Raw genomic sequence first — 18,457 nt, forward strand, 5'->3', positions numbered from 1 at the left:
AAACTTCGTGAGGGATTATGAATCCGCTGTTATCTACCTCGCGCCGTCGCATCGCGGCCGCGCTTTGGCTTTATTTAGGCGTCGCCGGCGGTGCGTTAGCGCAACCGCAGCCGCCGTTGGCGGAACGCGCGCCGAAAGCGCTGACGGCCCACGGCGAGACGCGCACCGACGATTACTACTGGCTGCGCGACGACAGCCGAAAAGAACCGAAGGTGCTGGACTACCTGAAGGCGGAGAACCGTTATACCGAGCAGATGATGGCGCCGTACCAGAAGCTGCGCGCCACGCTGTATCAGGAGATGCTGGGCCGCATGAGCCCTGACGATCGTTCGGTGCCGTATCAGCTCAACGGCTATCGCTACCAGGAAAGCTACGCCGCCGGTAAAGATTTCGCACTGTATCAGCGCCAGGCGCTCACCGCCGACGCGCCGTGGCAAACCTTGCTGGACGCCAATCAGCGCGCGGCCGGCCACGCCTATTACCGCCTGGGGGCGATGGACGTCAGCCTGGACAACCGCCGCCTGGCGGTAGCCGAAGATCTGCAGGGCCGTCGCCAATACCGCATCTCCCTGCGCGAGATAGACAGTGAACGCTGGTCGCCGGAAACGCTGGAAAACACCTCCGGCAATATGGTGTGGGCCAACGACAACCAAACCCTGTTCTACGTGCGCAACCACCCGCAAACGCTGTTGCCATACCAGGTCTATCGCCATCAGTACGGGACGCCGACGGCGGAAGATAAGCTGGTGTACCAGGAGAACGATCCGGCGTTCTACCTCAGCCTCGGCCGCTCGTCCTCGCGCGATTACCTGATTCTGACCATCAGCGGCAACACCACCTCCGAAGTGCGCCTGATCGACGCCAACCAGCCGCAGCGCGAGCCGCAGCTGTTCGCCGCCCGGCAGAACGGCCGCGAGTATTACCTCGATCACTACCGGGGCGAGTTCTATCTGCGTTCCAACCATCAGGATCCGAACTTCGGCCTGTACCGCACGGCGGCGGCGGGCAAACCGTGGCAGACGCTGATCGCACCGCAGGCGCAGCACGAGGTGGAAAGCTTCAGCCTGTTCCGCGACTGGCTGGTGGTGCAGGAGCGCGCCAACGGGCTGGTGCAGCTGCGGCAAATCAGCTGGGACGGCAAAACCGAGCGCGCCATCCCGTTCGACGACGCCAGCTACATGGCCTGGCTGGGCTATAACCCCGAGCCGGACAGCGATCGCTTGCGCTACGGCTATTCGGCGATGACCACGCCGACCCGCACCTATGAGTGGGATCTGAACAAGGGCGAGCGCACCCTGCTGAAGCAGCAGGAGGTGAAAGGCGTCGATCCCAGCCTGTATCACAGCGAGCGTATCTGGGTCACGGCGCGCGATGGCGTGAAGGTGCCTGTCTCGCTGGTGTACCGCACATCGCTGTTCAAAAACGGGCATAACCCGCTGCTGGTGTACGGCTATGGCGCTTACGGCATGAGCATGGATCCGGCGTTCAGCGCCAACCGCATCAGCCTGCTGGATCGCGGCTTCGTCTATGCGCTGATCCACGTGCGCGGCGGCGGCGAGCTGGGGCAGAGCTGGTACAAACAGGGCAAGCTGACGCACAAACCGAACAGTTTCAACGACTTCATCGATGCTACCCAGGCGCTGATCAAAGACGGCTACGGCCAACCGGGGCGCATCTACGCCATGGGTGGCAGCGCCGGCGGCTTGCTGATGGGGGCGGTGATCAATCAGGCGCCGCAGCTGTACAACGCGGTGGTGGCGCAGGTGCCGTTCGTCGACGTGGTGACCACCATGCTGGACGACAGCATTCCGCTGACCACCGGCGAATACGAGGAGTGGGGCAACCCGCACCAGCCGGCCGCCTATGCGCTGATGAAATCCTACAGCCCGTACGACAACGTGCGCCGACAGCATTACCCGAACCTGCTGGTCACCAGCGGTCTGTACGACTCGCAGGTGCAGTATTGGGAGCCGGCCAAATGGGTGGCGAAGCTGCGGCGTTTCAAGCAGGGCGATTCGCTGCTGCTGCTCTCCACCGACATGACCGCCGGCCACGGCGGCAAATCAGGCCGCCTGGCGCGGCTGGAAAACGGCGCGCTGGAGTACGCCTTTATTCTGGCGGCGGACCGGCAGGCGAAGAAATAACCTTTAGCGCCGCAGCACGCTGCGGCGCAATAAAACAATAACAACCTTTTACCGCGCTTTCGGCGGGCTTTTTGCTGGGCATTGTCGGCCATCAAACCTTATTGGCTATTTCTGGGGATATATGAAAATCAAAATGATAGCGAGCCTGATCGGCGCGGGACTGGCGCTGTACGGGCCGGCTGCGGCCGCGCAGGAACAGGCGGGAAATAATAAAGGCAGCGTGGCGTTCAGCCCGCTCAACGTCTCGGCCGCCGACAGCGGCAAGAGCAGCGAAAAAGAGGCGTTGGCGAGGCCAGGCGCGTTCAGCTCGCGCGATGAAAACAAAAATCTGGAGTCGGTGGACAGCATTCTGCGCAGCATGCCGGGCACCTATACCCAGATCGATCCCGGCCAGGGATCGGTCAGCGTCAATATTCGCGGCCTGAGCGGTTTCGGCCGGGTCAACACCATGGTCGACGGCATCACGCAAAACTACTACGGCAACTCGCCGAGCGATGCAGCGCACGGGGGATTGCCCACCAGCCAGTTCGGAGCGCTGATTGATCCTAACTTTATCGTCGGCGTCGACGTGGCGCGCGGCAACGCCACCGGATCCGCTGGGGTGAACGCCCTGGCGGGCAGCGCCAATTTCCGCACCATCGGCGTGGATGACGTGGTATTTTCCGACAACCCGTTCGGCGTGCGCACCAAATTCTCGGTGGGCAATAACGGCATCGGCCGCAGCGGCATGATCGCCGTGGGTGCCAAAACCGCCGCCTTTGCCGACGGCGGCAGCCTGGGGGCGATGGCGGCGATCAGCGGCAGTTCCATCACCTCCAACTACAAAAACGGCGCCGGTTTCGACAGCGAGATGTTCAACGTCGATAAGACCTACCGCCAGAACCCGAAATCCCAGCTGTTCAAGGTGGACATCAAGCCGGATGCCTTCAACAGCATCGAACTGTCGGCGCGCAGCTACCAGAATAAAATCACTCGCCGGCACATCGACAGCGACGATTTCTACCTTAAATACCACTACGCGCCGTTCTCGGAGCTGATCGATTTCAACCTGACCGCCAGCACCAGCCGCGGCGAGCAAAAGTTCATGTCCGACAACATGGCGGGGTTCAGCGACAGCACGGCGAAAAACATCTCCGATGCGCTGGATATCAACAACACCAGCCGTTTCAGCCTGCAGGACGTCGATTTCGCCTTCAGCTACGGCGGCAAGCTGGTGCGCAACGAGTATAAGAAAAAGGCCTCCGGTTTGGTGACGGATGACAGTCAGGCGGAAAGCATGCCGGTGGGCATTGCCGGCAAACAAGATATCTCCAGCCTGTACAGCGGGTTGCAAGCTAACTACGGTATCTGGCAGGGGAATTTCGATCTGAACTACACCGCCTATCGCCTCTCCGGCTATAAGCCGGCCTGCGACGAGCGCGTAGAGTGCTTCCCGCAGGGCGCCGGCAATATCACCCGCAACGAACACGGCTTCAACCCGTCGGTCATGCTGTCGGCGCAGGTGACGCCGTGGCTGCAGCCGTTCGTCAGCTACAGCAAGTCGATGCGCGGGCCGAATATCCAGGAAGTGTTCTTCGCCAACAGCGGCGGCCAGTCGATGAACCCGTTCCTGAAGGGGGAAAAAGCGGAGATCTGGCAGGGCGGGTTCAACGCCAATGCCCACGATCTGTTGTTCAAGCAGGACAGCTTCCAGCTGAAAGCGGTCTATTTCGAAACCAGGATCAAAAACTACATATCCAGTCAAACCTACCTGGTGTGTAAAAACCGTCAGAAGTGCAACCGTTCGCAGGCGACGCAGGAAGAGTGGGATGACGCGGACGTCAACGTCAGCATGACCATGTACAGCAACGCCCCCGAACCGGTCAAAATGCGCGGGGTGGAGATCGAAGCGCTGTACGACGCCGGTTTCGCCTTCACCAAGCTGTCGTTAAGCAAGGAGCATACCTCCCAGCCGACCAACCAGGCCAGCAACGTATTCGGCGCGGGCGATGTCAGCGAACTGCCGGAGTTCTACTTCACGCTGGACAGCGGGGTACGCCTGCTGGACGAGAAACTGACGCTGGGCGGGGTAGTGAAATACACCGGCAAAGCGGTGCGCCTGTCGCCGGACTCTGATTACGATGAGAATGAGCAGTTGTTGAAAGAGCCGGCGCCGCATATTCCGACCATTATCGATCTGTACGGCACCTATCAGGTGAATCGCAATCTGCTGCTGAAGCTCAGCGTGCAAAACCTGATGGACAAAGACTACTCGGACGCGCTGAACAAGATGAACTCGCTGCCGTCGCAGTCGCAGTATGAGACGCCGACCAACACCGCCCGTGGGCGGACTTATATCTTCGGCGGGGAGGTGCGCTTCTAAACCGCAGCGGAGCAGGGCGCAGTCACTGCGCCCGTTTCGCCTGCAGCAGCCATTTGTCCAGCTCGTTGGCGAACTGCTGGCGGTCGCGCTGGTTCAGGGCGTTCGGGCCGCCGGTCTGAATGCCGCTGGCGCGCAGGGTATCCATAAAATCGCGCATGTTGAGACGCTCGCGGATGGTGTCCGGCGTATAGCGTTCGCCGCGCGGGTTCAGCGCCACCGCGCCTTTCTCTATCACCTCCGCCGCCAGCGGGATATCGGCGGTGATCACCAGATCGCCCGCTTCGCAGCGGCGCACGATCTCGTTGTCGGCTACGTCGAAGCCGGCCGCCACCTGCAGCGAACGGATGTACTTCGACGGCGGCGTGCGCAATGGTTGGTTCGCCACCAGCGTCACGGTGATGGCGGTACGATCGGCGGCGCGGAACAGCACCTCTTTGATCACGTTCGGACAGGCGTCCGCATCGACCCAAATCTGCATCATTTCGGCTCCTGCAGCCAGTCACGCACCGGCAGGAAATCGCGCGCCAGCGCCGCTTCCGGACTGTCGCCTTCCGGCTGGTAGTTATATTCCCAACGCACCAGCGGCGGCATCGACATCAGGATGGACTCGGTGCGCCCGCCGGTTTGCAGCCCGAACAGCGTGCCGCGATCCCACACCAGGTTGAACTCCACGTAGCGGCCGCGGCGGTACAGCTGGAACTGGCGCTCACGCTCGCCCCAGGTCAAGGCCTTGCGTTTTTCGACGATCGGCAGATAGGCGTCGAGGAAGCCCTGGCCCACCGCGCGGGTGAAGGCGAAGCAGTGGTCGAAGTCCGGGGTGTTCAGATCGTCGTAGAACAGGCCGCCGATGCCGCGCGCTTCGTTGCGGTGCTTGATGAAGAAGTAATCGTCGCACCATTGCTTGTATTTCGGGTAGACCTCGTCGCCGAACGGCGCACACAGATCGGCCGCGGTGCGGTGCCAGTGCACGGCATCCTCTTCGAAGCCGTAGAACGGCGTCAGATCAAAGCCGCCGCCGAACCACCACACCGGCGCTTCGCCCGGTTTTTCGGCGATGAAGAAACGCACGTTGGCGTGGCTGGTGGGCACGTAGGGGCTGAGCGGATGGATAACCAATGAGACGCCCATCGCCTGAAAGCTGCGCCCGGCCAGTTCCGGACGGTGCGCGGTCGCCGAGGCCGGCAGGGTGGCGCCGGAGACGTGCGAGAAGTTAACCCCCGCCTGTTCGAACACCGCGCCGTTGGTCAGCACGCGGCTGCGGCCACCGCCGCCTTCTTCACGCGTCCATTGGTCTTCGGTGAACACGGCGCCGCCGTCGGCCTGGGCGAGCTGCGCGCAGATATGATCCTGCAGCGCCAGCAGGAAGGATTTTACTTCAGCGATGTTAGGTAAACTCATGCGGGGTCTTTATAGCGTCTGGCTGAACAAGGCGCTGAGTATACTCTTATTCGCCGCCCGCGGCATCAGCGGGGTTTGCGCTGGTGGGTATCGAAGTAATTGAAGAAATTGATGATGCCGTCCGCGATGGCGCGGGCGATTTTCTCGCGAAACGCGGTGGTGCCCAGCAACCGCTCTTCGTTCGGGTTGGTGATGAACGAGGTTTCCACCAGCACTGAGGGAATGGACGGAGATTTCAGTACCGCGAACGCCGCCTGTTCCGTGCTGTCGCTGTGCAGGTGGTGGACCGGGCGAATTTGGCCGAGCACGTGGCGGCCGAGCGTCAGGCTGTTGTTGATGGTGTCGGTTTGCACCAGATCGAACAGCACCTGCTGCAGGTAGTTGTCCTGATCCTTATATTTGCCGCCCGCCACGTCGTCGGCGGCGTTTTCACGGTTGGACAGGTAGCGCGCCATGGCGCTGCTGGCGCCGCGGTTGGAGAGGGCGAACACCGAAGCGCCGGAGGCCGATGGGCTGGTGAAGCCGTCGGCGTGAATCGAAATAAACAGATCGGCCTGGTGCTGGTGGGCGATCTCCACCCGCTGGAACAGCGGAATGAACTCGTCTTCTTCGCGCGTCAGGCGCGCCTCGACATGATCGTGCTCATGCAGGAAACGGCGCACGTGGTTGGCGATTTCCAGCACGATGTGTTTTTCCTGCGAACCTTCGTGGCCGACCGCGCCGGAGTCAATGCCGCCGTGGCCGGGATCGATCATCACCAGCTTTTTGCTGCCGGCCGGTTTCGCCGCCGGTTTGCTGTGCTGATTGCGCAGCAGGCCTTCCGCCCTGGCGCTTGGGTTTTTCACGCCGAACAGCGCCACCGCCAGGCCGGAAAGCAAAAGTTGGCGTCGCGTCGGGGAAACGGCAAGCGGTTTAAAATTGAGGAATTGTTTACCCTGCTTTTTCATTACGCAACGCTCCATCGACGTTTCTATTTTGCGACGTTATATCGTATTGATAATCATTAATCGACCCGATAACTATTTCCATTTATTACGCCTGTTACCGGCGATTTCCGGGTAAATAGCGCGGTAAATCGCAGTTTGATATTGCGTAAGTGAATAATCACGCGATAATCAGATAAACACCTTAATTAACAGCGGCCAACATCGATGGAAATTCGCGTATTTCGACAAGACGACTTTGAAGAAGTCATTACCCTGTGGGAGCGCTGCGATCTGCTGCGGCCCTGGAACGATCCGGAAATGGACATCGAGCGCAAGCTGAACCACGACCCGGAGCTGTTCCTGGTGGCGGAAGTCGGCGGCGAAGTGGTCGGTTCGGTGATGGGCGGCTATGACGGCCACCGAGGGTCGGCGTATTACCTCGGGGTGCATCCCGACTATCGCGGGCGCGGCATCGCCAATGCATTGATCAACCGTCTGGAGAAGAAGTTGATCGCCCGCGGCTGCCCGAAGATCCAGATTATGGTGCGCGAAGACAACGACACGGTGGTCGAGATGTACGAGAAGCTCGGCTACGAGATCCAGGGCATCACCAGCCTGGGCAAGCGGCTGATCGAAGATCAGGAATATTGAGCAGGCAGCGGGCGGCGGCGTTGCACCGCCCGCCGCAGCGCATTACGGCAGCTTTTTGACGGTTTTCACGTCCACTTCGAGGCTGTTCCAGTCTTTATCCACTTTACCTTCCAACTGCACCTTGTCTTTCGGCGTAACGGTCTGGCCGTTCCAGCGTTTGCGATCGATATCGACCGTCAGGGTGCCGGTGGCGTCGCGGAAGGTATAGGTTTCGTCGCCGATGCGCTGCTCGATGTTGCCCTGCAGCATCACCCAGGCGTCGTCGCTCAGCGATTTCACCTTGTCCACGGTGGTCAGCGCCGCGCTGGGGCCGGAGAAACCGCCCTGTGCGGTGGTTTGCGTTTGAGCCTGCGGCGCAGCCGGGTCGAGGAACCCGCCTTGTTGTGCCAGTACCGGTGCGCTGCACAGCGCGATCAGAGCGGCCAGAGTCAGTTTTTTCATGTTGCGCTTCCTTATCGTTATCGAAAATCACATCCCGCTGATATCGGGTGCTTGCTAGGTGATAAGGATTAAAACACGCCGATCTTAAGAGCTTCTTAAGCCGGCGCATTGAAATTCACGCCGGCTGCGCCCATCTGTAGCCATAGTCTTTATTCTGTTGGCAAGGAACGATCGTTGAAGCCATTCTCACCCCGGTTTTCCCCGGATGATTACGACCAGCACGGCGCGCTGCGGCTGCCGCTGGGATTTTGGGCCGTGCTGATTCTGCAGGCGCGCACCTGGCTGCTGTTCGTGATGGCCGGCGCTTCGCGTGAGCAGGGCGAAAGCTTGCTGGCGCTGTTTTATCCGGATACCCAACGTTTTTGGTACGGCATGCTGCTCGGCTTGCCGGCGGCGCTGGCGTTTTTGCTGAGCGGCCGTCGCCATCAATGGCCGCGGCTATGGCGGGGCTGGCGTTGGGGGCTGGCTGTCTCCCTGCTGGCGTCGCTCGGCGGCGCGTTGTTCAGCCTGTGGCGCCAAGACGGCGATGCGCCGGGGCTGGAACTGACGCTGGCGCTGCTCGATGCGCTGGCGCTGAGCTATCTGCTGTTGAATGCGCGTCTGAAAGACTGTTTCACGCCGGCGGAGCATGCCGACTAATTGCCGAGAAGTGCGGCACTTTTCGCATTTTCCGCACTCCAAGCTGGCAACCGTTGGCGTAGTGCGGGCCGTTGTGAGAGGCTGGCACGCAGCAAAACGCCGAGTGCGGCAGGGGCGGGTTACCGCCCCGTGCCATTGATGTTTAAGGAGCTAGAGATGAATATTCGCCCCCTGCTGTTAGGGCTTCCGCTGTTATTGACCGGCTGTTCGAGCATGTCCAATTTCTCCTGGTCCAGCCTGTCGCCGTTCAACTGGTTCGGCAGCAGCCTGGAGGTCGGCGCCAAGGGCGTCGGCAAGCTCAACGCCGGCACGCCGATGTCGGAAAGCGCCATCAACGACGGGCTGGACGGCAACTATCGCCTGCGCGGCGGCATGGCGACCAACAACGGCCAGATCGTCTCTTACTACCAGGCGCTGTCCGGCGACGAGGTGAAGCTGGTGATCACCGGCGAACCGAAGGGGCGTCTGCAGCGGGTGGACGTGCTGGATCCGAAAGTGGCGACGGAGTGGGGCAACAAGCTCGGCACACCGTTCGGCGATATGTACAGCAAGGCGTTCGGCTCCTGTAAACCGGGCAGCGGCGAAGACGCCGGTAAAGTGGAGTGCGTGGCGGAGCAGAGCAAGTACGTTACCTACATCTTCAGCGGCAAGTGGGCCGGGGCGCAGGATATCATTCCGCCGGACGACACCCTGAAAAGTTGGACGGTCAGCAAAATCATCTGGCACGCCAAGCCGCAGCAGTAATATGTTCAACGGGCGCCGGTTCGCGGCGCCTGCCTTTTCAAGCCATTACCCCTATTTTCTTTGCGCTGCTGCAAGGCAATCGCCCGTGCTTGCGGTATGATAGCGCGCGTTTGTAACAGGGAACCCGCGCGTCAACCGCCATACCTTACCTGTTGCCGGATTCTGGTATTGAGGATAACAACATGACACAGGTTCAGAGCGGTATTCTGCTGGAGCATTGCCGTTTCGCCATTTTTATGGAAGCCACCGTACAGGGCGAATTCGCCGACTTGCGCCAGGGCTGCAAGCAGTTTTGTCAGACGCTGAGCGAGCTGCAGCAGCAGTTTCCCGATGCGCCCCTCGGCGCGGTGATCGCTTTCGGCTACGACGTTTGGCACGATCTCTCCAGCGGCCAGGGGGCGAAAGAGCTGAAGCCGTTCACGCCGCTCGGCAAAGGGCTGGCGCCGGCCACCCAACGCGATATGCTGATCCACATCCAGTCGCTGCGTCACGACGTCAACTTCACGCTGGCGCAGGCTGCGTTGGCGGCGTTCGGCAACGCCATCAAGATTGAAGAGGAAACCCACGGTTTCCGTTGGGTGGAAGAGCGCGATCTGAGCGGCTTCATCGACGGCACCGAAAACCCGCAGGGCGAGCAGCGCCCGGCAGTGGCGACGATCGCCGAAGGCGAAGAGGACGCAGGCGGCAGCTACGTGCTGGTGCAACGCTACGAGCACAATCTGCGCCAGTGGCAGCGTTTTACCACCGAGCAACAGGAGCAGATCATCGGCCGTACCAAGCACGACAGCGAAGAACTGCCGGCCGATCAGCGCCCGGATACTTCGCACGTCAGCCGCGTCGATCTGAAAGAGAATGGCAAGGGCCTGAAAATTCTGCGCCAGAGCCTGCCTTACGGCACCGCCAGCGGCAAGCATGGCCTGTTCTTCATTGCCTATTGCGCGCGCCTGCACAATATCGAGCAGCAGCTGTTGAGCATGTTCGGCGATCTGGACGGTAAACGCGACGCGATGCTGCGTTTCAGCCGTGCGGTCACCGGCAGCTACTACTTTGCGCCATCGCTGACGCGCCTGCTGTCACTTTGACGCCGTTGCTGAAGCCGGTGCGCCCGGCTTCGGCCCGTTTTTCCGCCCCTAAAACGCCTCGCATTCCCTGCCTTATAGCGTTTGATGCTTGTAAATCACTAAACGGTATATAAAAGCGTTACAGCTCCGCACCGAGTTATAAATACACTGGTCGTCAATAAGGCGAAAGCCTGAAGGAATGACTCAGTGATAAGGTGCAGAATGAAACAAAACCGGGTTAAAAATCTCGTGCTGAAAGGTTGGCTGGCGGCTGCGCTGTTGGCGAACGGCGCCGCGTCGGCGGCGGAATTGCTGAACAGCTCTTATGACGTTTCCCGTGAATTGTTCGTCGCGCTGAATCCCGGCTTTGAACAGCAGTGGAATCAGCAGCATCCGAACGACAAGCTGACCATCAAACAATCGCACGCCGGCTCGTCGAAGCAGGCGCTGGCGATCCTGCAGGGCCTGCGTGCCGACGTGGTGACGTACAACCAGGTGACCGACGTGCAGATCCTGCACGATCGCGGGCAGCTGATCCCGGCGGACTGGCAGGCGCGTCTGCCGAACAACAGCTCGCCGTTCTATTCCACCATGGCGTTTCTGGTGCGCAAGGACAACCCGAAGGGGATCCACACCTGGAACGATCTGGTGCGCGACGACGTGAAGCTGGTGTTCCCGAACCCGAAAACCTCCGGTAACGGCCGTTACACCTATCTGGCCGCCTGGGGCGCCGCCAATCAGGCCGACGGCAACGATCCGGCCAAGACCCGCGCCTTCATGACCCGCTTCCTGAAAAACGTGCTGGTGTTCGATACCGGCGGCCGCGGCGCGACCACCACCTTCGTCGAGCGCGGCTTGGGCGACGTGCTGATCAGCTTCGAGTCCGAAGTGAACAACATCCGCAAGCAGTACGGTGAGGACAAGTACGACGTGATCGTGCCGCCGGTCGATATTCTGGCGGAGTTCCCGGTGGCCTGGGTCGACAAAAACGTCGAGCGCAACGGTACCGAACAGGCGGCCAAAGCCTATCTGAACTATCTCTACAGCCCGGCGGCGCAGCAGGTGATCACCAGCTTCTACTACCGGGTGTATGACCAGAAAGCGATGGCGGCGGCGAAGGGGCAATTCCCGGACACCCAACTGTTCCGCGTGGAAGATCAATTCGGCGGCTGGCCGCAGGTGATGAAAACCCACTTCGCCACCGGCGGCGAGCTGGATCAGCTGTTAGCGGCAGGGCGCAAGTAAATGTTGGCGTTGTCGTCCAGTAAGCGGGTGCTGCCCGGATTTGGCCTCAGCCTCGGCAGCAGCCTGTTTTATACCTGTTTGATCCTGCTGCTGCCGCTCACCGCGCTGGTGATGCAGCTGGCACAGATGAGCCTGGCGCAATACTGGGAAGTGATTTCCAACCCGCAGGTGGTGGCGGCGTATAAAGTGACGCTGCTGGCGGCCGGTGTCGCCAGCCTGTTCAACGCGGTGTTCGGCATGCTGATGGCCTGGATCCTGACGCGCTACCGTTTTCCCGGCCGTTCGCTGCTGGATGGCCTGATCGATCTGCCGTTCGCACTGCCGACCGCAGTGGCCGGCCTGACGCTGGCGGGGCTGTTTTCCACCACTGGCTGGTACGGTCAGTGGCTGGCGCACTTCGACATCAAGGTTACCTTTACCTGGCTTGGGATCGCGGTAGCGATGGCGTTCACCAGCCTGCCGTTTGTGGTGCGCACCGTGCAGCCGGTGCTGGAAGAGCTGGGGCCGGAATACGAAGAGGCGGCCGAGACGCTGGGCGCTACGCGCTGGCAGAGTTTTCGCCGCGTGGTGCTGCCCGAGGTGGCGCCGGCACTGCTGGCCGGCACCGCCATCTCCTTTACCCGCAGCCTGGGCGAGTTCGGCGCGGTGATTTTCATCGCCGGTAACATCGCCTGGAAGACGGAAGTGACCTCGCTGATGATTTTTGTGCGTTTGCAGGAGTTCGATTACCCGGCGGCCAGCGCCATCGCCTCGGTGATCCTGGCGGCGTCGCTGCTGCTGCTGTTCAGCATTAACGTATTGCAAAGCCGCTTCGGCAGGCGTTTGGGAGGAGGGCACTGATGGCTGATGTTTCCGCCTTCAACGGCGCCGAGCGCCCGCGCGTCAACTGGGGCAAGTGGACGCTGATCGCCATCGGCGCGCTGTTCTCGGTGCTGCTGCTGGTGGTGCCGATGATGTCGATTTTCGCCGAGGCCTTTTCCAAAGGATTCGGCGCGATGTGGAGCAACTTGCTCGATCCGGACATGCTGCACGCCATTTGGCTGACGGTTTTGATCGCGCTGATCACCGTGCCGTTCAACCTGGTGTTCGGCACGTTGCTGGCGTGGTTGGTGACGCGCTTCACCTTCCGCGGCCGCCAGCTGCTGCTGACGCTGATCGATATCCCGTTCGCCGTTTCACCGGTGGTGGCGGGGCTGATTTACCTGCTGTTTTACGGCAGCAACGGCCTGCTGGGCGGCTGGCTGGATGCGCATAACATCCAGATCATGTTCTCCTGGCCGGGCATGGTGTTGGTGACCATTTTCGTTACCTGCCCCTTCGTGGTGCGCGAGCTGGTGCCGATGATGCTCAGCCAGGGCAGCCAGGAAGACGAGGCCGCTATTCTGCTGGGGGCGTCCGGCTGGCAGATGTTCCGCCGCGTGACGCTGCCCAACATTCGCTGGGCGCTGCTGTACGGCGTGGTGCTGACCAACGCGCGCGCCATCGGCGAGTTCGGCGCGGTGTCAGTGGTGTCCGGTTCGATTCGCGGCGAAACCTACAGCCTGCCGCTGCAGGTCGAGCTGTTGCAGCAGGATTACAACACCGTCGGCTCCTTTACCGCCGCCGCGCTGTTGACCCTGATGGCGATCGTTACCCTATTTTTGAAGAGCGCGCTGCAGTGGCGTCTGGAACGTCAAAACGCGCGTCTCGAGCGGGAGGAAAATCATGAGCATTGAGATTAACGGCATCAACAAGTACTTCGGTCGCACCAAGGTATTGAACGATATCTCGCTCGATATTGCTTCCGGCGAGATGGTGGCGCTGCTCGGGCCGTCCGGTTCCGGCAAGACCACGCTGCTGCGCATCATCGCCGGGCTGGAAAGCCAGAGCGGCGGCAAGCTGGGCTTCCACGGCACCGACGTCAGCCACATGCACGCGCGCGACAGGCGCGTGGGCTTCGTGTTTCAGCACTATGCACTGTTCCGCCACATGACGGTATTCGACAACATCGCCTTCGGCCTGACCGTGCTGCCGCGCCGCGAGCGCCCGAACGCCGCGGCGATCAAACAGAAAGTCACCCAGCTGCTGGAAATGGTGCAGCTGGGTCACCTGGCCAACCGCTATCCATCGCAGCTGTCCGGCGGGCAGAAACAGCGCGTGGCGCTGGCGCGCGCCCTGGCGGTGGAGCCGCAAATTCTGCTGCTGGACGAACCGTTCGGCGCGCTGGATGCGCAGGTGCGCAAAGAGCTGCGCCGCTGGCTGCGTCAGCTGCATGAAGAACTGAAATTCACCAGCGTGTTCGTCACCCACGATCAGGAAGAGGCGATGGAAGTGGCCGACCGCATCGTGGTGATGAGCCAGGGCAATATCGAACAGGTCGGGTCGCCGGTCGACATCATGCGCGAACCGGCGAGCCGCTTCGTGCTGGAATTCATGGGGGAAGTGAACCGCCTGAACGGCGAAATTCGCGGATCCCAGCTGTTCGTCGGCGCGCACCAGTGGCCGTTGTCGTTCCAGCCGATGCACCAGGGTAGCGTCGATCTGTTCCTGCGCCCGTGGGAAATGGAAGTGGCGACCGAGAGCAGCGAGCGCTGTCCGCTGCCGGTTCAGGTGTTGGAAGTCAGCCCGCGCGGCCATTTCTGGCAGCTGACGGTGCAGCCGATCGGCTGGCATCAGGAACCGATAAGCATAGTGCTGCCGGAAGGCAACGCCACGCCGGTGCGCGGCGGCCGTTATTACGTCGGCAGCCTCAATGCGCGGCTGTATGCCGGCGATCAACTGCTGCAACCTGTTGCGTTAGCCAAAAGCGCCTGATAGGTTTTAGCAGCCCTTTTCTTCAAGGCAACCCCAGGGTTGCCTTTTTACTTTACGCACACCAACACACAGGCAAAGATCGTGACAACGCTCGAACAATGCATCGGGAATACCCCGCTGGTAAAACTGCAACGGCTGGCCGCCCAGGCGGGCAGCGAAGTATGGGTCAAACTGGAAGGCAATAACCCGGCGGGATCGGTGAAGGATCGCGCCGCGTTGGCGATGATCCAGCAGGCGGAGCTGCGCGGTGAGATCAAGCCCGGCGACGTGCTGATTGAGGCCACCAGCGGCAACACCGGCATTGCGCTGGCGATGATCGCTGCATTGAAAGGCTATACGCTGAGGCTGCTGATGCCGGAGAACATGAGCCTGGAGCGGCAGGCGGCGATGCGCGCCTACGGTGCGGAACTGATCCTGGTCAGCCGTGAGCAGGGAATGGAAGGGGCGCGCGATCTGGCGCTGGAGATGCAGCGCCAGGGGCAGGGTAAAGTGTTGGATCAGTTCAACAACCTGGATAATCCCTATGCCCATTTCACCACCACCGGCCCGGAGATCTGGCGCCAGACCGAAGGGCACATCACGCACTTCGTTTCCAGCATGGGCACCACCGGTACCATTACCGGCGTGGGCGGTTATCTGAAAAGCCAGAATCCGCAGGTGCAGATCATCGGCCTGCAGCCGGCGGAGGGCAGCAGCATCCCCGGCATTCGCCGTTGGTCGCCCGCTTATCTGCCGGGTATTTTCCGCCCGGAGCTGGTGGATCAGGTGCTGGACATCGAGCAGCGCGATGCCGAGCAGACCATGCGCCAGCTGGCGCAGCGTGAAGGCATTTTCTGCGGCGTCAGCTCCGGCGGCGCGGTAGCCGGTGCCTTGCGCGTCGCGGCGGCTAATCCCGGCAGCGTCGTGGTGGCGATCGTCTGCGATCGTGGCGACCGTTACCTCTCCACCGGCGTGTTCGACTGATCGTTCCTTCCCGGCGGTGTGTGCCGTCGGGAGAACCTTTCCCACTTTCCTTTCGACAGACGGCGGCCCCGCTTACGTGGTGGCTGCCGCTTGCTCGTGCGCCAATGCCATGACTGAAGTAGAGAAATCGCGCGACAGCAGCCACAATAACGGTGGCGAGATGCGAACCGCGATGTGTAAGGATTGAGTAAAACCGGCTGCGGGCCGGCGGAATTGGCGGGAAAATAACGAAAATCGGTGAAGGAGCAAGGCATGAAAATTTTACTGGTCGACGATGACCTGGAGCTTGGCACCATGCTGAGCGAATACCTGACCGGCGAAGGCTTCGACGCCACGCTGGTGCTGACCGGCAAGGCGGGGGTTGAGGGCGCGCTGTCGGGCGACTATACCGCGATGATCCTCGACATCATGCTGCCGGACATGAGCGGCATCGACGTGCTGCGCGATGTGCGTAAAAAGAGCCGGCTGCCGATCATCATGCTGACCGCCAAAGGTGACAACATCGATCGGGTGATTGGCCTGGAGATGGGCGCTGACGATTACATGCCCAAACCGTGCTACCCGCGCGAATTGGTGGCGCGCCTGCGCGCGGTGCTGCGTCGTTTCGAAGAGCGGCCGCAAGAGGCGGACGACGAAGCCGCCATCAGCTTCGGCGAGCTGACGCTGAATCCTTCAACCCGCAGCAGCGAATGGCGCGGTAAGGCGTTTGATCTGACCGCTTCGGAATTCAATCTGCTGGAGCTGTTGCTGCGCGCGCCGGATCGCGTGGTGTCGAAGGATGAATTGTCCGAGAAGGGGCTGGGGCGCCCGCGCGAGGCCTATGATCGCAGCGTGGACGTGCATATCAGCAATATCCGCCAGAAGCTGAGCGCGCTGGCCGGCAATACGCTGAGCATCGAGACGGTGCGCAGCATCGGCTATCGCATTCGGTAACCTGACATGCGCGGAAGACTGTTCTGGAAAATTTTGCTCGGCTTTTGGCTGACCTTCATCATCATGACGCAGGCCCTGTGGGTGGCGTTTTCTTTATATGGCGATCGTTATGTGCCGCCGGAGAACGCCATGGCGCGGCGGGTGATAGGCCTGCAGCTAACCTCCGCCGCCACCCAATTGCGTAGCGGCGGCATGCCGGCGCTGGAAGCCCTGATGCGCGACTGGCCCGAGGACGACAGGCGCCTGCTGTCCGTCACGCCGATGACCCAACCGCCGCCGCCCGCGCCGGAAGAACCGGTGTTTGAAGGGCGGCGCATGCCGAAAGAGATTTCCGCCTGGGTACAGACCGGCGAAGGGCAGGGTTACTGGCTGAGCTATGACGTGCGCGGGCTGCGGGAAGAGTATCGGCCGGAGCGGCGCTCCCATTTCTTCAACATTCCTGCGCCGATGCTGTGGGTCGGCGGGCTGGGCGGTTTGCTGTTCAGCGCCGTGCTGGCCTGGAACCTGACCCGGCCGATGCGTCAGCTGCGCGGCGGCCTGGATCGGGTGGCGCAGGGCGATCTGTCGGTGCGGCTGTACCCGAAGATGCGGCGGCGCCATGACGAACTGTCCGACGTGGCGCGCGATTTTGACACCATGGCCGAGCGGCTGGAGCTGCTGGTCAGCGCCCGCGAGCAGTTGCTGCATGACGTTTCGCACGAGCTGCGTTCGCCGCTGGCGCGCCTGCAGCTGGCGATCGGCCTGGCGCGGCAGAATGCCGGCAATGTCGAAACCTCGCTCAAGCGCATCGAACACGAGTCGGGGCGGCTGGACAAAATGATCGGTGAGCTACTGGCGCTGTCGCGCGCCGAACACAGTAGCCTACCTGACGAAGAGTATTTCGATCTGTACGGCCTGGTGGACGCGGTGGTGAGCGATGCACGCTACGAGGCGCAGGTGCCCGGCGTGGATATCGTGCTGCAGGCCGAGTCGGACGTGGAGTACACCGTCAAAGGCAATGCGGAGCTGATGCGGCGAGCGGTGGACAACATCGTGCGCAATGCGCTGCGCTTTTCCAGCCACGGCCAGCGGGTGACGGTGGCATTGACGCGCGTCGATAACCAGTTCCAGATCGCGGTCAGCGATCAGGGGCCGGGGGTTGAGGAGGCGAAGCTGTCGAGCATTTTCGATCCGTTCGTACGCGTGAAGTCGGCCCTGTCGGGCAAGGGTTACGGCCTGGGGCTGGCGATTACCCGCAAGGTGGTGCTGGCGCACGGCGGCCAGGTTGAGGCGCGCAATGGCGACAAAGAGGGGCTGGTCATTACCCTGCGCATCCCGCGCTGGCAATAATAGACTATCTTACTTGCCATTTTGAACTAGGGCAGTGCTCGCCTTCGTCACGTACTGTGTGTACGTTCCGAAGGTTGCGCGCTGTCCATGTTCAAACTGCCTGCGCCGATAACGTCTATTATCCGCGGCATACCCAAAGGATTTCGAATTGCAGCTAGGCGGCAAGCGGGGGAATCTCCGGGAGCTTACTCCGGTAAGTGACCGGGGTGAGCACGTGCGGCCAACAACGCTGCGGTTCGAAAGACGAAGGGGATAAAAAAACGGCGCCGAGGGCGCCGTTTTTCTTGCTCATCCGCGCTTACTTCTTGATGCGGATGATCGGGGTTTCGCCAACGGTCACGCTGCCGGACAGTTTGATCAGCTCTTTGATCTCGTCCATGTTGGAGATAACGACCGGCGTCAGGGTAGACTTGGCTTTCTCTTCCAGCAGTGGCAGGTTGAACTCGATAACGACGTCGCCTTTCTTGACGCGCTGACCTTCTTCGGCGATGCGTTTGAAGCCTTCGCCTTTCAGTTCTACGGTATCGATGCCGAAGTGGACGAACAGCTCAATGCCGCTGTCGGATTCGATAGAGAATGCATGGTTGGTTTCGAAAATCTTGCCGATGGTGCCGTCAACCGGAGCAACCATTTTGTTGCCGGCCGGTTTGATGGCGATACCGTCGCCAACGATTTTTTCAGCGAACACTACGTCCGGCACATCTTCGATATTGACGATTTCGCCAGAAAGGGGAGCGACGATCTCGATAGTGCCCGTGTCTTTCTTGTCATCAGAAACCAGAGATTTCAGTTTATCGAACAAACCCATGATCTTCTCCTAAGCATTAA

At 61.1% G+C, this 18,457-nt stretch carries 18 protein-coding genes; 13 read left to right on the forward strand and 5 right to left on the reverse strand.

The annotated features are described in order from the left end of the window. Window positions 1–17: 17 nt before the first annotated feature. Entirely contained in the window at window positions 18–2,144 is a 2,127-nt protein-coding gene (locus FHU12_RS03250) for a S9 family peptidase (RefSeq protein WP_141967393.1), read from the forward strand. 121 nt (window positions 2,145–2,265) lie between these two features. Next, window positions 2,266–4,506, forward strand: a complete 2,241-nt coding sequence (locus tag FHU12_RS03255) for a TonB-dependent receptor domain-containing protein (RefSeq protein ID WP_141967395.1) — start codon at window positions 2,266–2,268, stop codon at window positions 4,504–4,506. Between the two features lie 22 nt (window positions 4,507–4,528). On the opposite strand, the gene FHU12_RS03260 is transcribed toward FHU12_RS03255, so the two are convergent. The 3 genes from FHU12_RS03260 to amiA all read right to left on the reverse strand — a co-directional run bounded on the left by FHU12_RS03260 (window position 4,529) and on the right by amiA (window position 6,851). Continuing rightward, complete coding sequence (locus tag FHU12_RS03260; protein ID WP_004936514.1) at window positions 4,529–4,984, reverse strand: YaiI/YqxD family protein; 456 nt, start codon at window positions 4,982–4,984, stop codon at window positions 4,529–4,531. Then, entirely contained in the window at window positions 4,984–5,904 is a 921-nt protein-coding gene (hemF, locus tag FHU12_RS03265) for an oxygen-dependent coproporphyrinogen oxidase (RefSeq protein WP_049209344.1), read from the reverse strand. Before hemF ends, FHU12_RS03260 begins: the two co-directional genes overlap by 1 nt. Window positions 5,905–5,969: 65 nt before the next feature. Beyond that, window positions 5,970–6,851: an N-acetylmuramoyl-L-alanine amidase AmiA gene (gene amiA, locus FHU12_RS03270; protein ID WP_141967397.1), complete on the reverse strand. Its 882-nt coding sequence runs from the start codon at window positions 6,849–6,851 to the stop codon at window positions 5,970–5,972. A gap of 204 nt (window positions 6,852–7,055) precedes the next feature. On the opposite strand from amiA, the gene FHU12_RS03275 reads away from it, so the two are divergent. Continuing rightward, a complete protein-coding gene (locus FHU12_RS03275) occupies window positions 7,056–7,481 on the forward strand; it encodes a GNAT family acetyltransferase (protein WP_004936504.1) in 426 nt (141 codons plus the stop codon). A gap of 42 nt (window positions 7,482–7,523) precedes the next feature. Here the strand turns inward: FHU12_RS03275 and FHU12_RS03280 are convergent, their stop codons facing one another. Next, entirely contained in the window at window positions 7,524–7,922 is a 399-nt protein-coding gene (locus FHU12_RS03280) for a YgiW/YdeI family stress tolerance OB fold protein (RefSeq protein WP_033643970.1), read from the reverse strand. 174 nt (window positions 7,923–8,096) lie between these two features. On the opposite strand from FHU12_RS03280, the gene FHU12_RS03285 reads away from it, so the two are divergent. From FHU12_RS03285 to FHU12_RS03330, 10 genes are all read left to right on the forward strand, one after another. Beyond that, a complete protein-coding gene (locus tag FHU12_RS03285) occupies window positions 8,097–8,561 on the forward strand; it encodes a DUF2919 domain-containing protein (RefSeq protein WP_141967399.1) in 465 nt (154 codons plus the stop codon). A gap of 156 nt (window positions 8,562–8,717) precedes the next feature. After that, on the forward strand, window positions 8,718–9,305 hold the full coding sequence (locus tag FHU12_RS03290) for an RpoE-regulated lipoprotein (RefSeq protein WP_004936494.1): 588 nt from the start codon (window positions 8,718–8,720) through the stop codon (window positions 9,303–9,305). A gap of 182 nt (window positions 9,306–9,487) precedes the next feature. Continuing rightward, a complete protein-coding gene (locus FHU12_RS03295; protein ID WP_141967401.1) occupies window positions 9,488–10,387 on the forward strand; it encodes a Dyp-type peroxidase in 900 nt (299 codons plus the stop codon). 201 nt (window positions 10,388–10,588) lie between these two features. Beyond that, on the forward strand, window positions 10,589–11,611 hold the full coding sequence (locus FHU12_RS03300) for a sulfate ABC transporter substrate-binding protein (protein ID WP_141967402.1): 1,023 nt from the start codon (window positions 10,589–10,591) through the stop codon (window positions 11,609–11,611). Further along, entirely contained in the window at window positions 11,612–12,451 is an 840-nt protein-coding gene (gene cysT / locus FHU12_RS03305) for a sulfate/thiosulfate ABC transporter permease CysT (RefSeq protein WP_019453852.1), read from the forward strand. Next, on the forward strand, window positions 12,451–13,326 hold the full coding sequence (cysW, locus tag FHU12_RS03310; protein ID WP_141967404.1) for a sulfate/thiosulfate ABC transporter permease CysW: 876 nt from the start codon (window positions 12,451–12,453) through the stop codon (window positions 13,324–13,326). Before cysT ends, cysW begins: the two co-directional genes overlap by 1 nt. Continuing rightward, entirely contained in the window at window positions 13,316–14,404 is a 1,089-nt protein-coding gene (gene cysA / locus FHU12_RS03315) for a sulfate/thiosulfate ABC transporter ATP-binding protein CysA (protein WP_141967407.1), read from the forward strand. Before cysW ends, cysA begins: the two co-directional genes overlap by 11 nt. A gap of 81 nt (window positions 14,405–14,485) precedes the next feature. After that, window positions 14,486–15,367: a cysteine synthase CysM gene (cysM, locus tag FHU12_RS03320; protein WP_141967409.1), complete on the forward strand. Its 882-nt coding sequence runs from the start codon at window positions 14,486–14,488 to the stop codon at window positions 15,365–15,367. A 252-nt stretch (window positions 15,368–15,619) separates the two neighbouring features. Then, window positions 15,620–16,300, forward strand: coding sequence for a response regulator transcription factor (locus FHU12_RS03325; RefSeq protein ID WP_038881296.1), 681 nt, complete (start codon window positions 15,620–15,622; stop codon window positions 16,298–16,300). 6 nt (window positions 16,301–16,306) lie between these two features. Continuing rightward, on the forward strand, window positions 16,307–17,629 hold the full coding sequence (locus FHU12_RS03330) for an ATP-binding protein (protein WP_141967411.1): 1,323 nt from the start codon (window positions 16,307–16,309) through the stop codon (window positions 17,627–17,629). A gap of 298 nt (window positions 17,630–17,927) precedes the next feature. Here the strand turns inward: FHU12_RS03330 and crr are convergent, their stop codons facing one another. Further along, the gene (gene crr, locus FHU12_RS03335; RefSeq protein WP_004936467.1) at window positions 17,928–18,437 is read right to left on the reverse strand and encodes a PTS glucose transporter subunit IIA; all 510 of its coding nucleotides are present in this window, start codon (window positions 18,435–18,437) and stop codon (window positions 17,928–17,930) included. Window positions 18,438–18,457: the final 20 nt, after the last annotated feature.

The sequence above is a fragment of the Serratia marcescens genome, assembly GCF_006715005.1.
Lineage (GTDB): Bacteria > Pseudomonadota > Gammaproteobacteria > Enterobacterales > Enterobacteriaceae > Serratia > Serratia montpellierensis.